Annotated in this window: 10 protein-coding genes and 2 pseudogenes; 3 read left to right on the top strand and 9 right to left on the bottom strand. The window is 72.7% G+C overall.

Annotation, left to right across the window (positions count from 1 at the left end; genetic code table 11):
* Positions 1 to 93: 93 nt before the first annotated feature.
* Positions 94 to 1,323 carry a glycosyltransferase gene (locus ACH4TV_RS22330; protein WP_398400749.1) on the bottom strand — a complete coding sequence of 410 codons (1,230 nt, stop codon included), beginning with the start codon at positions 1,321 to 1,323 and terminating at the stop codon, positions 94 to 96.
* Between the two features lie 249 nt (positions 1,324 to 1,572).
* A complete protein-coding gene (locus tag ACH4TV_RS22335) occupies positions 1,573 to 1,947 on the bottom strand; it encodes a nuclear transport factor 2 family protein (RefSeq protein ID WP_398400650.1) in 375 nt (124 codons plus the stop codon).
* A gap of 150 nt (positions 1,948 to 2,097) precedes the next feature.
* Here ACH4TV_RS22335 and ACH4TV_RS22340 point away from each other — a divergent pair, with 150 nt between their 5' ends.
* Positions 2,098 to 2,394 (top strand): hypothetical protein, encoded by a 297-nt coding sequence (locus tag ACH4TV_RS22340; protein WP_398400652.1) that lies wholly within the window; start codon positions 2,098 to 2,100, stop codon positions 2,392 to 2,394.
* Positions 2,395 to 2,460: 66 nt separating this feature from the next.
* Here the strand turns inward: ACH4TV_RS22340 and ACH4TV_RS22345 are convergent, their stop codons facing one another.
* The 6 genes and pseudogenes from ACH4TV_RS22345 to ACH4TV_RS22370 all read right to left on the bottom strand — a co-directional run.
* Entirely contained in the window at positions 2,461 to 3,672 is a 1,212-nt protein-coding gene (locus tag ACH4TV_RS22345) for a type III PLP-dependent enzyme (RefSeq protein ID WP_398400653.1), read from the bottom strand.
* Positions 3,669 to 5,444 (bottom strand): IucA/IucC family protein, encoded by a 1,776-nt coding sequence (locus ACH4TV_RS22350; protein WP_398400655.1) that lies wholly within the window; start codon positions 5,442 to 5,444, stop codon positions 3,669 to 3,671. Before ACH4TV_RS22350 ends, ACH4TV_RS22345 begins: the two co-directional genes overlap by 4 nt.
* Entirely contained in the window at positions 5,444 to 6,652 is a 1,209-nt protein-coding gene (locus ACH4TV_RS22355; RefSeq protein WP_398400657.1) for an MFS transporter, read from the bottom strand. The genes ACH4TV_RS22350 and ACH4TV_RS22355 overlap by 1 nt, the downstream gene beginning before the upstream one ends.
* On the bottom strand, positions 6,649 to 8,415 hold the full coding sequence (locus tag ACH4TV_RS22360) for an IucA/IucC family protein (protein ID WP_398400659.1): 1,767 nt from the start codon (positions 8,413 to 8,415) through the stop codon (positions 6,649 to 6,651). The genes ACH4TV_RS22355 and ACH4TV_RS22360 overlap by 4 nt, the downstream gene beginning before the upstream one ends.
* Positions 8,412 to 9,617, bottom strand: coding sequence for an acetyl-CoA carboxylase biotin carboxylase subunit family protein (locus tag ACH4TV_RS22365; RefSeq protein WP_398400661.1), 1,206 nt, complete (start codon positions 9,615 to 9,617; stop codon positions 8,412 to 8,414). The genes ACH4TV_RS22360 and ACH4TV_RS22365 overlap by 4 nt, the downstream gene beginning before the upstream one ends.
* A gap of 112 nt (positions 9,618 to 9,729) precedes the next feature.
* Positions 9,730 to 9,867, bottom strand: a pseudogene (locus ACH4TV_RS22370) (iron-siderophore ABC transporter substrate-binding protein); the annotation flags it as partial.
* Positions 9,868 to 10,605: 738 nt separating this feature from the next.
* On the opposite strand from ACH4TV_RS22370, the gene ACH4TV_RS22375 reads away from it, so the two are divergent.
* On the top strand, positions 10,606 to 12,045 hold the full coding sequence (locus ACH4TV_RS22375; RefSeq protein WP_398400663.1) for a zinc ribbon domain-containing protein: 1,440 nt from the start codon (positions 10,606 to 10,608) through the stop codon (positions 12,043 to 12,045).
* Between the two features lie 233 nt (positions 12,046 to 12,278).
* Here ACH4TV_RS22375 and ACH4TV_RS22380 read toward each other — a convergent pair.
* Positions 12,279 to 12,509: pseudogene (locus ACH4TV_RS22380) on the bottom strand (iron chelate uptake ABC transporter family permease subunit); the annotation flags it as partial.
* 212 nt (positions 12,510 to 12,721) lie between these two features.
* Here ACH4TV_RS22380 and ACH4TV_RS22385 point away from each other — a divergent pair.
* The gene (locus ACH4TV_RS22385; protein WP_398400665.1) at positions 12,722 to 13,567 is read left to right on the top strand and encodes a (2Fe-2S)-binding protein; all 846 of its coding nucleotides are present in this window, start codon (positions 12,722 to 12,724) and stop codon (positions 13,565 to 13,567) included.
* Positions 13,568 to 13,576: the final 9 nt, after the last annotated feature.

The following is a 13,576-nucleotide window of genomic DNA, read 5'->3' on the forward strand; positions in this document are numbered from 1 at the left end:
TGTGCGGGGCGGCCTGAGCGCGGCGGCCTGCGCCCGGCGGGTTGTGTGGGGCGGGCTGTGCGTGTGGGGCGCGCGTGGTGGGTCGCGCGCTGTTCAACCGGCCAGCTGGTTCACCGAATCCAGCACGGGGCCGACGCCGTCCTCCGCGCCGATGCGGGCCGCGAGGGCACGTGCCCGTTCCCCGTACGAGGGGTCAGTGGTCGCCCGTACCAGCGCCGAGGCGAGTGCGGCGGTCGTCAGCCCCCGTAGCGGAACCGCCTGCGGGGCCACGCCCAGGGAGACCAGCCGCGCGGCCCAGAAGCCCTCGTCGAACTGGATCGGCACCGGCACGGCCGGCACCCCGGCCCGCAGACCGGCGGCGGTCGTGCCCGCACCCGAGTGGTGGACCACGGCCGCCATGTGCGGGAACAGCGCGGAGTGCGCCACCTCGCCGATCGTGAGCATGTCGTCGCCGGCCGCTTCGAGGCCGCCCCACCCCCGCTGGATCACCCCGCGCAGCCCGGCCCGCCGCAGGGCCCGTACGACGGTCCCGCTCAGCTGTCCGGGATCCGGCACGGTGGCGCTGCCCAGGCCCACGAAGACGGGCGGCGGCCCCGAGTCGAGGAACTCCTTCAGCCGGGGCGGCAGTTGGGGTTCGGGGTCGTACGGCCACCAGTAGCCGGACACGTTGAGCCCCGGGCGCCAGTCGCGCGGCCGGGGCACCACCAGCGGGCTGAAGCCGTGATGCACCGGCCAGCTCTGGCGTTCCCGGGCGCGGCGTGCGCCGCCGGGGGCGTTGCGGGACAGGCCCAGCCGGGCCCGTAGCGCGGGGACGGTCGAGGCGAAGACCTGCTCGACGGCCATGCTCACTCCGTGCCCGGCGATCCGGTTGCCCGCCGGACCCCAGGAGCGGCCCCCGAGGACAGCCGGCCCGAACTCCCCTGTCGGAGCGAGCGGTTGGAGATACACGCCCATGCTCGGCAGCCGCAGCCCTTCGGCGATCGTGTGCCCCAAAGGCCCCAGCGAACTCGACAGCAGCAGCACGTCGCTCGCGCGGGCGGCGGCCAGCAGATCGTCGGTCATCCGTCCGACGAGCCGCCGCGCCATCTCGACCACCCGCAGCAGCTTCCCGGCCCCGGTCGCGCTGCGGTGCAGCCCCCGCCCGCGCGCCGACTCCAACTCCGCCCGGGGATCCACGGGCAGGGCGTGGAACCCCACCCCGGCCCCGGCCACCAGCGGCTCGAAACAACCGTGGGTGACCAGAGTGACCTCGTGCCCGGCACGGGCCAGCCCGTGTCCGAGTCCGGTGAAGGGGGCCACGTCACCCCGGGAGCCGGCCGTCATGATCGCTACACGCACGGGGGTCAGTATGGCGCCGCGCGGCCCGCCGGGGGTGCTTTTCCGCGGGTCGGCCCGCCCGTGCGGCTCACCGACGACCCCCAGTGGCTCGTTTCGGGTGGGGGCCGGGGTGCTGCCGGGTGGGCGCTCCGCGGGACGGCGGTTCGTTCTGCGCGGGCAGGCGGGGGCCGATCGCGCAGTTCCCCGCGCCCCTTTCGGGGCACGGCCCTACACCTCCCACACCTCCTACTTCTCCTACTTCTCCTCCTCGTCCCATGCCTGGAGCACGGTCTGGTCGACGATCTTGCCGTCGCGCAGGGACATCATCGAGCCTGCGAAGACGCGGACACCGTCCGGGTACTCGCAGGACTCCGTGTAGGCGACCTGGTCGCCCTGGACGACGACCTGTTCGAGCTTGTGGGTCATGTCCCGGCCGTACACCTCGGTGAGCATGGCGCTGATCTCGCCGCGTCCGTGCTTGACCATCGGGTGGCTGGGCTGGGTGTTGCGGTCGATGACGCGCAGTTCGGCGTCGTCGGCGTAGAGCGACAGCAGTGCCGTCGCGTCGTGTCCTTCGATACCCCGGCGCAGTGCTTCGGTGTCGAAGGCGGGGGTTGCCGCGGTGCCCATGGTGACCTCCTCCGAGGGCCGCGAGGGACCTCTCCTCCTGAGCGTCCTCCGTCCCGGGAGCCTCGGCAAGCGCAGACGGGGGATGAGCCTGACGGGTGAGCGGGGCGGGGTGCCCGTGTCCGGGACGGGGCGCGGGCCGTTGCTCACTACATGATCTCAACACGACGAATCGCCGCCGCCGTTGGTCTCGCTGTCGGCGTCACCGGTCTCGCCGCCCCGCTGGCGAGCGCGGCCCCCGCCGCCGACCAGAACGCGGGCAAGCTGAACCCGATCGCCCAGCTCGACTCGCTCGCCGTGAGCGAGATTCCCGCCCAGTACCACGACGACCTCCCCCGCGTATCCAGCCAGCTGAGCTCGCTCAACCGTCTGAACGACCTCCAGCAGCTGCACCAGGTGACCGACCTGGCCGGCCCCGTGACCGGGCTGCTGCCGGGCATCGAGGCCTGACGGACGTACGGGACGAGCAACAGCGAGGGCCGCCCGGTCGGACCGGGCGGCCCTCGCACGTGTGTGCTACCCCGGTCGGCTCGCTGTCGTCGTCTCCGTGCCCAGGAAGTGGAATCCCGGCCGCGGGTGCATCAGGAAGTCGTGGTGGGAGATGTTCCACGCGTAGGCGCCCGCCATCGAGAACAGCACCCGGTCGCCCGCCCGCAGCCCCGGCGCCGCGACCTGCCGGGCCAGTACGTCCTTGGGCGTGCACAGCTGGCCGGCCATGGTGACCCGGTCCTGCTCCGCCGCCGGGCGCGGCCAGGGGTGCGGCCAGGTGTCCATCGGCAGTACCGTGCAGGGCTGGTCGTGGCCCTTCGTCGCCGGGGTGCGCATGTGGTGGGTGCCGCCGCGGACGACCGCGAACTCCTCGCCGTGGCTCCGCTTCACATCCAGCACCTCGGTGGCGTACCAACCGCAGTACGCGGTGAGCGCCCGGCCCGGCTCGATACGCAGGGTCAGTTCCGGGTACGCCTCGGTCAGCCAGGCCAGGCCCCTGCCGAACGCCGCCCAGTCGAAACGGCGGGTCGGGGCGGCGTAGTCGACGGCCATCCCGCCACCGACGTTCACCTCGGTGAGACGCACCCCGAGCCCCGCCGCCCAGGTCACCACCGACTCGGCTACCGCCAGCTGCTCCCGGGCGTCGAGTCCGCTCGCCAAGTGGGCGTGGACTCCGCGCAGTTCGAGTTGCGGGTACGTCCCGTCGGTCAGCGCCCGGAACACCGGCGCGGCCCCGGCCGGGTCGAGCCCGAAGGGGGTGGGACGCCCGCCCATCGTCAGCGAGCTGCCCGCCAACGACCCGTCGGCCACGGGGATGTTGACGCGCACCAGCACCGCCACCCGCTGCTCGGGTCCGACCTGCCGCGTCAACTCGGCGAGCATACGCAGCTCGTGCTCGCTCTCGACATGGAACCGGTCGACGCCCGGCTTCAGCGCGGCCAGCACCTCGTCCGGCGTCTTGCCGGGCCCGCCGAACGCCAGCGGCCGGCCCGGCACCGCGTCGGCCACGTGGGCGAGTTCGCCGCCCGAGGAGACCTCGTAGCCGTCGACGTACGGCGAGAGCGCCGCCAGGATCTCCGGCTCCGGGTTGGCCTTGGCCGCGTAGTACAGCTCGACCCGCTCCGGCAGTGCCGCCCTGACCATCGCCGCGTGACTGCGCAGCTCCGTCAAGTCGTAGACGTACGCGGGCAGTTCGGCGACGGGCAGGGACAGCGCGTGGTCGCGCACGGCGAGGGTCATCGGTGGCTCCCGGTGGTGTCACGAAGGATGTCCTCGGCGAGCGGCGACGGCAGCCGTACGTATCCTGCCTCGCGGTCCGCCTTGCGTTCCCAGCGGGTGAGGAGGTTGGCCTTCGCGGGCAGCGGCACCCCGGCGAGCAGTGCGGCGAGCCGCGGCGGGCAGCCGGAGCGGTCGGCGTAGGACTGGAGCGTGTCGCGCACCCGCGCCCACAGCGCCGGTTCGGCGTCCGGGTGCAGGTCGGCGAGGGCGGCGAGGAGTTCGGCGATGTGGTTGACGAGCAGGCAGTAGACGACCCGGTCCCAGCCGCGCTGCGCGTCGTACGTCATCGGGCCCGCGACCTCGGCCGGCATGGCGGTCAGGGTGTCGGCGTGGTGCTCGGGGACCAGCTTGGTGCCCTCCAGATCCCGGAAGAGCACCTGGGCGGGGCGGCCGTCGGCGCCCACGCAGACCAGCACGTTCTGGAGGTGCGGTTCCAGGACCAGTCCGTGGTCGAAGTAGGCGGCAAGGACGGGCGGGACGAGCAGATCGAGGTACGCCGACCACCAGTCGAGGGCCGTGTCCGGGTCCGCGCCGGTGAGCAGCCGGGAGATGTGTGCGGGGCTCGCCGGGTACTCGTCGGCAACCGCCGCCGCGAGCAGGGGAGTTGTCCCCGGCGCCAGGCGCCGGGGCAGGCCCTCGCGGACGATCACGCCGAAGCCCTCGAAGAGTTCGCGGTCCGGGGTGCCGTCGGGGCCGGGCAGGGCCAGCGTGCGGTAGCCGGGCTCACGGAGTACCGCGCTGCCGGGGAAGCGCTCGGCCAGGTCGGTGAGCGCCGGGCCGAGGGCGCGGGTGAGGGCGACGGCTCCGGACAGCTCGTAACTGCTGTTCTTGCGCAGGCAGTTGGTGATCCGCACGTTGAGGCTGAACTTGAGGAACGTCTCGCCGTCGTAGAGGGTGCGCACGGACGCGGTGGCCGCGAAGGGCCGCCCGCCCGGACCGAGGTCGATGACGTCGCCGCACTCCAACGCCGCCCGCAGCAGCGGGTGTTCGCGCAGGGTGTCGTACTGCCAGGGGTGCGTGGGCAGCAGTCGGTAGCCGTCGGGTACGTCCGTACGCTGACCGTCCAGCGCGGCGGCCGCCCAGGGGTCGGCGGTCTCCTCGGCGATGAGGTGGGCGCGGACGGCGAGGTGCCGCAGCGGGAAGGCGCTCCCGGTCTCGGGTGAGTACGCCGACCAGGCGCGCGGGTCGCCGGTGCGGGCTTTGGGCGTGGGGTGGAAGCGGTGGCCGAACAGCAGGGACCGCTCGGAGGTGAGGTACGCGGCGAGGTGGGCGCTGGGGTGGGCGGCGAGACGGTCGTCCGCCGGTCCGGCGGGGCGCCGTCCGGCGAGGCCGGCCGTGACGGCCTGGTGGCTGGAGGCGATCTGCTCCAGGAACTCGTCGTTGCGTTCCCCGGTCCGCAGGGACAGCTCGTCGCGCGTGTACTCGGCCAGCCGCCGCCAGTCCACCGCCGCCCAGCCGTCGCCGGCCTGCTCGCTCACCGGGCCGGTGAAGCGGTGGGCGCCCAGGAGCGAGGTACGGCGCAGGCTGATCCGCAGGAGCACTCCGCGGCGGGGGAGGCGCAGGAGAAGCCGGCCGTTGTCCACGACGGTCTGGCGTTCGGGGCCCGACACCTCGCGCAGCAGGCAGTTGAGGAGCGTGTGGGTCACCACGTCGTCGGCGGTGGGGAGTTCGGCGGGGGCAAGGGGGCCGGAGGGAACGGCGGTGGTGTCGGGCGAGTCGGTCAGCGAGGGCATCAGCGGCTCCAACGGGCGCGGGGCGAGCGGGGGTTGGGGAGGAAGAAGGAGGCGAGCATGGTGAGGGCGGCGGCGCCGCTGCCGGTAAGTACGGGCGCGGCCGGTCCGAAACGGGCGCTGCCCGCCGCCGCGGCGAGTCCGGCGGCCACCGCTCCGGCCTTGGAGAAGAACTCCAGCGAGCCGAACATCCCGCCGGGCGCACGGCCCTTGGCGCAGTCGGCGGCCAGCACGGACAGGGACACCAGACCGAGCGTGAGCCCCACCCCGAGGACCAGCCGTACGGCGATCAGCTCGGTCAGTGAGTCGGCGACGCCATGTCCGGCCAGACCCAGCGCGATACAGGCGAAGCCGAGGACGATCCCGGTCCTGGGCCGGTCCCGGACGACGGAGTGCACCGCCAGCGCCGACACCAGATAGACCAGGTGGGGGAGTGCGAAGAGGACGCCGGACAACGTCGCCGACGCACACGGCAGTCGGTCCTCGACCAGGGAGATCAGATAGGGGAAGGAGATGACGGTGGAGAACACGAACGCGAACTCCAGGGCGTACAGGGTGCGCAGGGAGACCACCGGCGCCGAGGCGGGCCCTGTGGTCTCGGGTATGGGCTCCGGGGCCTGCTCCTCGACCGGCTCGGGCAGCGCGGCGAGCAACAGGGCGGCGGTCAGCGGGAGTACGGCCAGCAGCGCGTATTGCCGGTGCGGCGACAGCCAGCCCGACAGCGAGCCGACGACGATCGGCGCGACGACCAGGGCCGCCCGGGCGCTGCCCTGCATCAGGGTGAGCGCCTTCGACAGGGCCGAGCCTTCGAGGGCGGCGCCCAGATAGCCGTTGGACGCGGCGAACGTGCCGCCGAGGATGCCCTGGAGGATCAGTGCCACCGTGAACGTGGCGAGCGAGTCGGCCCAGCCGGCGAGCAGAAAGGCCAGGGCGAGGCCCAACTGGGCGCGCAGCAGCAGCCGTTTGCGGCCGAAGCGGTCGGCGAGTCTGCCCCAGAAGGGGGCGCCGAGCGCGCCGAACACCGTCGGGACCACGTACAGCACCCCGGCCCAGCGCGCCGAGCCGTCGCCCAACTCCGGGAGGATCTGGGTGAGATACGGGGGCAGCCCGAGGGCGGCGAAGGACGCGACGAAATAGCAGGCCGCCACCGCGTGCACAGGGCCCCGGCTGAACGACGAGCCTCTCGGCATCCGCAGCGCCTCGGCGCTCATACCGTGTCTCCCGGGTGAACTCCGGCTTGTTCTCCCGCGTGGAGGAGGTAGTTGGGGCCGGTGGTGTAGTGCTTGTTGACGTCAGCCGCGCCCGAACGCTCCTTGCTGAGCAGGGTTCCGGCGCTGACCATCGCCTTCACGGGCAGGTGCGGCGCGTCCAGGATCTGGGTGCGCAGTACGGCGGCGGGGGTGCCGCCGAGCCGGTCGACGGCCTCGCCGAGCCGGTCGCGGACCAGCCTCAGCAGCGTGGGCAGCGGAGCGCGGCCGTGCCGGGCCAGCCCGAACGCGTAGGCGCCGGCGCACAGATGGACGGTGATCGTGGCGAACACATCGGCCACCGGCCCGTCCTCGGCGCCGTAGGTCCGCGCGTCGTCGAAGCCCCACGGCCCGGGCAGGACGGCGGCCAGCCGGGCGGTGTTGATCCGCGGCCCGTCGTTGTCCTTGAACAGCAGCCGCACCCGGCCCGGTTCGGGGCCCAGGACCAGCGAGACGTTCTGCTGGTGCGACTCCAGGGCGATGCCGTGACCGAAGAGCGTGGCCTGCCAGTCGAAGAGGAGGGCGAGACAGGCGTCCAGCAGGGCGAGCGGGTCGCCGCCGTGGAAGCGGTCGGCGAGATGGTCGACGACCAGCCGTCCGCCGGGCGCCTCGGCGAGCAGCGCGGCCAGTGGGACGACGGTGGCGCCGTCGAGGCCGGCCGGGTAGCGGCGGCACAGGACGGCGAGGAGTTCGTGTCCGGCGTGCGCGTATGTGGCCTCGTCGGCGTGCAGGACGGTGTCCCGGAAACGGGGCTCGCGCTCGACGACCCGCTCGATCAGCCGCTGCCCTGCGGCGCCGTCGACGAGCGTGCCCGGTTTGATGGTGCGCCGGTTGCGCAGCCCCAACGTGGCGGTGGCGAGGGGGAGTTTGAGGTGCAGGGTGGGATCGGCGGCCACCGCGACGGTACGCATCGACAGCGTCGGCACCACCTCGATGTGCCCGTGCTCGGCGAGCCGGGCGCGCCCCACGAGGCCGGTGACGCGCAGGGCCTCGTCGAGCGGGGCACCAGCGGTCAGCGGGTGCACGGGCAGGGCGAGGTGCGTGGCGCCCAGATCCTCCATGCCGAGCACCGCGGGCGTCGGCCACCCCTCCGGCAGCGGACCCGTGAGGGTCACCGCCTCCCGGGGCACGGCCAGCCAGCGCAGCGCGAAACGGGGATGGAACTCCGGGGCGTACGACCGCAGTTGCTCCACCGTCAGCCCCGACCTGCCCCGTGCCGTCGGATACACGGGATGGTCGGTCCGGGCCGCCAGGGCGTCGTATGCCAGGGAGGCTGCCAGGCCCGTCCAGCGTGCCGGGTCGGTTCCGTGACGGTCCGTCAGCCGCTCGGTGATCTCGTCGCGCGTTGCGTCGTGCAGCCGCAGCGTGGCCAGGGTCTGCCGGCACTCCTCGGCGAAGGCGTCGACGCCGTCGCGGTCCACGGGGTCGGCCAGCGCTCGCAGTTCGGCGAGCACGGTGTCGTACGAGGTCAGCTCGGCGCCGTCCGACTCGCGTACGAGCAGCGGCAGCCGGGCGGCGTACACGCACTGGAAGCCGTCCTCGGTGAGGGGCAGCAGCAAGGCGTCGCCGTCGGTCGGCAGACGCAGCCACGGTCCGTCCGGGCGGATCGTGAGCGTGCCGCGGCTGCGCAGACCGACGACGTCCTCGCGGAGGAGGGCACTGAGCACCCGGGTGAGCAACTCGGCCCCGGCGGTGTCCCTCGGGGCGGTGTCCGGCAGGGCGGTCACGGCTGGACCTCCCAGCGCTGGGCCGCCAGGAACTCCGCCGACACCCGGTCGACCGTCGGCTGGTCGGTGCCGGTGGCCCTGAGGACGCCCACGTAGTCGCGGTTGGTGCGGTACAGCTCGTGCCGCTCGCCCACCGCACGCAGCGGACGGTATGTCAGATGCACGCCGTCGACGGTGAGTTCGGTGGCCGCGGGGGCCGACGTCAGCGTGCCGGCGCGGTCGGCGCAGGGGTACTCCAGTCGGGCCGCGCCGTCGCGGCGGATACCCAGCTCGACCGGGAGGGGTTCGCCCAGGTGGGTGCGGAGGATGTGCTCGAAGAACGGGATCCCCAGGAGCCGGGCCAGCAGCAGGTCGACCTGGTCGCCGATGGCACGGTAGTTGACCTCGATGATCCGGGCGCGCCCCTCGTGCACCACGAACTCGGTGTGGCAGGCGCCGAACCCGACGCCCAGCGCGTCCAGTTGGGCCAGTATCTGCGCGACGACCGGCTCGGGGTGGGCCGGGACGAGGACGAGCCGCTCCTCGATGAAGTACGGCGGCGCAGACAACTCTGTGTGGAAACCGCCCAGTACGTGCCGGACGTCGCCGTCGCCGAGCGTCTCCAGGGTGTACAGCTCGCCGGGCAGGTACTCCTCGACGACGAGCACGGCACCCGGCCGACGCGCGAAGATCTCCCCGGCCCGGGTCTCCAACTCCTCGGGCCCGTCGACGAGGACGACGTCCTCGCTGGCCACGCCCTCGCGGGGCTTGAGGACACACGGGTACGGAGCGGCCAGGGCAACGGGGGCGATCGGCCCGGCCTCGGTCAGCTCGGCCGACCAGACGGTGTCCACGCCCGCGGCGGCGAGCCTGCGCCGCATCTCGGCCTTGTCCTTGCAGGCCAGGGTGGCCCGCCAGTCCTTGCCGGGGAGGCCGAAGTAGTCGGCGGCCAGGGCGGCTTGGGTCTGGAGGTGGTCGCTGTTGCTGAAGACGGCGTCGGGCCGGTGATGCGTGGAGATCCGGCTGACGACGGCCCGGAAGTCACGGACGTCGCACTCCAGGATCTCGGGGTCCGGATACGCGGAAGCCCTGGAATACGCCGCGCGGTGGGCGTCCGGCTGGTCGGTGAGGACGGTGACGTCGAGGCCGAGACGGGCGGCGGCGGGCAGGAAGCCCTCGGTGACGGAGTCGGTGGGGTTGAGGGCGAGCAGGTACAGACGCATGACGTGTGGAACAACTTCCGCTAGCGGGTGGGGGGTTGGGGCCCGATGCGGGGCCTGGGGGCGGGGCGCGTGCAGAAGGGCGCGCCCCGCCCCCGTACAGCGGGAGTTGCCGTTACTTCTTCGGGAGCTCCACGCTGGTGGCCTTGGCCACGTCGGCGAGCATCTGCTCGGCGGCCTGGACGCCGATGCCGGACATCCAGATCTCGTCCGGGACCTCGAAGACCTTGCCGTTCTTGACGGCGGGCAGGCTCACAGGTCTCCTTTGGTATCCGTAGCGATACGTCATCTGCTGGTCGTCCCTGTCATGTGGTCGGTGCCTGTATTGCTGTCGGTTTCGTATGTGAGTGCGTGGATCGAATGCGTGACCTTTTCGCGGGGGTGTCGTTGATCGGATGACAGCACCACGGGCCGGGGAAAGGGGGGTACTGGTGAGCCGGAGGCTGCCGTTGGGTGCGGGGGAGACGGCCCGTACTGCCTGTGCCCGTGGTCTGTTGCGGGCGGGGGTGGTGGAAAAGTCGGGCGAGGTGCTGCCGGCCGCGGTGCTGGCGCAGCGGGTGGGCTGGGCCGCTGATCTGGTGTCCGGTATGGCCGCCGGGCTGCTGGTCGGGCACTGGAATGCCGCCGACGTGGATGCACTTGCTTCCGGTGAGGACGCGGGCGGGCGGAGGCTGCCGTCGAACGCGTGGATGGCGCTGCGGCGTCTGGGCTGGCCCGTGGCCGACGTCACAGGTGTGAAGGTCAATGACCGGATCGTGCGGATGGCGCAGGAGCAGGCGGGGCGTGTTCTGCGGTCGGTGAAGTGGCGGGCCGATCTCACGGCCGGTGTCCTCGCCACGTGGCCGGTCGATCCGACCAGGCGCACCGGTGAGGAGTGGGACGCCGTGCGGGAGGCGGTTCCCGGCGGCCGCCGTCTCCCGTCGGGGGTGATCCGTTCGCGTACCCGGCAGATCGCCGCCTTCCAGCGTGAGCACGGCCGTCTGCCTGCGGGGTGTTCGAGCTGGAGGAGGCGCCCCGGGCGGCGCGGATGCTGCTGCTGTCCGCGTGCGACGGGCAGCAGGCCACCATCGAGCGCGGCGAGCCCGATCCAGGGCGGGCGCTGCTGCGGCTGCAGCTGCCCATCCGGCCCGAGCCGCGCTCGTACGCGGACTGGACCTGGGTGGCCTGCCCGATCACTCTGCCACCGACCATCCCCGCCAACGCCGTACTGCACCTTCCCACCCTGCGCATCACCGGCGGGAAGGTCCGTGCCGACCTTGCCTACAGCCATGCCGTGCCCGCCGCTCGTCGCACCGGCCACCGTGTGGCGCTCGGTGTGGACTGGGGCCTGAACACCCTGCTGTCCGCCGGGGCCGCCCGGCTCCACGACAACGGGCAGATCACCGCGCTGGGCGCGGGAGCCCAGTTCCGTACCGCGGGGGTGCTGGCCAAGCAGCACCGGCTGCGCCGCCTGTCCGAGCACCTGCACACCAAGGCCGACCACTACCAGCGGCTCATCCGTGACCGCACCGGTGATCCTGACACCGCCGGACACCCGCTGCACGCCCGGCACGAGGTCCTGCGCGAGGAGATCCGCCGCGTCAGCGCACGCCGCACCAACCTGAACGACGCCCTGGCGTGGGCCGCCGCCCGCTGGACGGTCGACCAGGCCATCGCCGCCAAAGCCACCGTCATCTATCTGGAAGACCTGCGGTCGATGGAGGCCCGGGGCATGGGCCGCACCATGAACACCCGCCTGTCCCAGACCGTCCGCGGCCAGATCACCGACCGTATCCGCCACCTCGCCGCCGAGACGGGCATCGCCGTCGTCATCGTCCCGCCCCGCGACACCTCCCGGCACTGCCCCCGCTGTTTGACCCCGCTGCGTCACCGCAAAGCCCCCGACCGCCCCACCATCACGGGTTGGAAATGGGCCCTCTGCCCGCAGTCGGACTGCGGTTGGCAGGGCGACCGCGACCACGGGGCGTGGCAGCGCATCGCCGCACGCGGCCTCACCCACCAGACCAAGACCGTCACCGACCGCACCGCCGGGCAGATGGTGATCCGCACCGTGGTCGACCCACTCGAAACCACGGCGGTCATCACCCCCACCACCATCAAGACCAGCCGGCCGGACCGGTCCAAGACCGGCCCCACCCGGCCCCGCACCACACGCCCCGCGCCCAGGCGACGCAGGGCACCCTCCCCCACCAGCCCCACGGGCCCGGCGGGCAAGCGTCCGGAGGGACACGCACCAACGGACCGGACCCGGCTGCCCCGCGCAGCCCACCGGCACCAGAACGTGACCACGACCAGCACCCCCACCACAGCCGGTCACCGGCCACGAGGAGCAGCACTGGGCGCAGGCTTCCACCTGCACACCCACGCCACCCCTCCACGATGGGATATCCCGCTGCCAGACATCACGTCTGACACAGGATCACCAAGCTGATCAGAGACGCTCTTCCAGACCGGGTTGGTGACGACCTGCTCCTTCTGGGTCTTGTCCTTGGTGTCGGCAGCCGTGACGAAGATCAGGTCGGCGTCGGCCTGGTCGATCTGCTCCGGGCTGACGTCCTTCATCGTGACCTCGGGGTAGGTCGAGACCTGCGGCTTTCGGCGGACGAGGCCGATGTTGTTCAGGACGACACCGCTGTAGAAGTTGGACTGGTAGAAGCGGGTCGGGCCGGCAACCCCGAGCGCCGCACCGACCGCGAGCCCGATGACCGTACGCGGCAGCCGCAGCCCGGTCACCACGAGCGCGTCTCTCCCCTGGGCGTCGCCGAACAGGGCGTCGGCCACCGTCGACAGGGGCACCGGGCGCGCGCCGAGGGCGAGGCTCAGCGCGGAGATCAGGGCCAGGGCCCCGAGTCCGGTGAGGAGGATCGGGATGTGCCTCAGGGCACGGAAGGTCACACCGGTCGGTGCGTCCCGTGGGGTGGTCGCAGTCACGAGGCGGGAGCTTAGGTTAGGCATGCTTTACTTTTCAACCAGCTGTGGAAGTGCTGCGACGTGCACGATCCTTGATCGTCGACATGAGGGCACGCTGGTTATCGCCTCACGATCTTGTCGGTAAGGTAAGCCTTGCCTATCTAACCGCACCTGACACTCTCTGCGCAGGAGTACCGATGACCGTCGCCCTGGAGACCCCGCCGGCCGCCGCCGTCGCGCGTGTGCTCGGCGGCGCCTACAGACGTCTCGCCGACACCTGCGAGGCGCTCACCGCGCAGGTCGCGGAACCGGGCGTGCCGGGCGCTCAAGCAGGGGTCACCGGAGCCGAGTTGGCGGGGAGTCAGGAAGCCCTCGACGCCTTCGTCGAGGCCGAGGCGGCGCGGATCCGGGAGCGCCACGGACACACCGCGCGTCCCCACGTCGCCGCCTCCCGCGCCCTGCACGACTACGCCTGGTCGGTCGGCCTGCTGATGAGCGGTGTCTGGTACCTGGAGCGGCGCGTGCCGCGCATCCGGCCCGAGGACGTACGCCTGGACCTCGCCACCGGCGTGTACAGGATCACACCCGGTTCCTACCTGTCCTGCCTCCCCGGCGACCCCGCCGCCGCCCTCCCCGGAGTCACCGTCCTCCCGCACGAGGAGGCGCTGCGCACCGAGTTGCGCTCCGCAGTCGCCGACCACATGGCGCCGCTGCTCAGTGCGGTCGGTCCGACCGCCCGCCGGGGATCGCGCGCCCTGTGGGGCCTGGTCTCCGACGACCTCGTCTCCGGGATCTGGTACCTCGGCCGCGTCCTCGGCCGGGAGGGCGACGCCGTCGACGCGGCCACCGAACTGCTGCCCTCCGCCGTCTCCCCGTACCCCGGCGGCGCCGACTTCCGCCACCTCACGGACGCGTCCGGCCGCCGCCACCCGACCCGCACCCGCGCAGGCTGCTGCCTCTACTACACGATTCGCCCGGACGAGGCCTGCTCCACCTGCCCCCGCACCTGCGACGCGGAACGGCTGCGCAGGCTGGAGAGCTGAGCACCCCCA

The organism is Streptomyces sp. NPDC020898 (genome assembly GCF_044333925.1).
In the GTDB taxonomy this organism is placed as follows: Bacteria; Actinomycetota; Actinomycetes; order Streptomycetales; family Streptomycetaceae; genus Streptomyces.

Coding starts and splice junctions, on each gene's coding strand:
- ACH4TV_RS22385 (WP_398400665.1), top strand. CDS start 12,722: ATGACCGTCGCCCTGGAGACCCCGCCGGCCGCCGCCGTCGCGCGTGTG.
- ACH4TV_RS22365 (WP_398400661.1), bottom strand. CDS start 9,617: ATGCGTCTGTACCTGCTCGCCCTCAACCCCACCGACTCCGTCACCGAG.
- ACH4TV_RS22345 (WP_398400653.1), bottom strand. CDS start 3,672: ATGACCCTCGCCGTGCGCGACCACGCGCTGTCCCTGCCCGTCGCCGAA.
- ACH4TV_RS22335 (WP_398400650.1), bottom strand. CDS start 1,947: ATGGGCACCGCGGCAACCCCCGCCTTCGACACCGAAGCACTGCGCCGG.
- ACH4TV_RS22330 (WP_398400749.1), bottom strand. CDS start 1,323: ATGACGGCCGGCTCCCGGGGTGACGTGGCCCCCTTCACCGGACTCGGA.
- ACH4TV_RS22340 (WP_398400652.1), top strand. CDS start 2,098: ATGATCTCAACACGACGAATCGCCGCCGCCGTTGGTCTCGCTGTCGGC.
- ACH4TV_RS22355 (WP_398400657.1), bottom strand. CDS start 6,652: ATGAGCGCCGAGGCGCTGCGGATGCCGAGAGGCTCGTCGTTCAGCCGG.
- ACH4TV_RS22350 (WP_398400655.1), bottom strand. CDS start 5,444: ATGCCCTCGCTGACCGACTCGCCCGACACCACCGCCGTTCCCTCCGGC.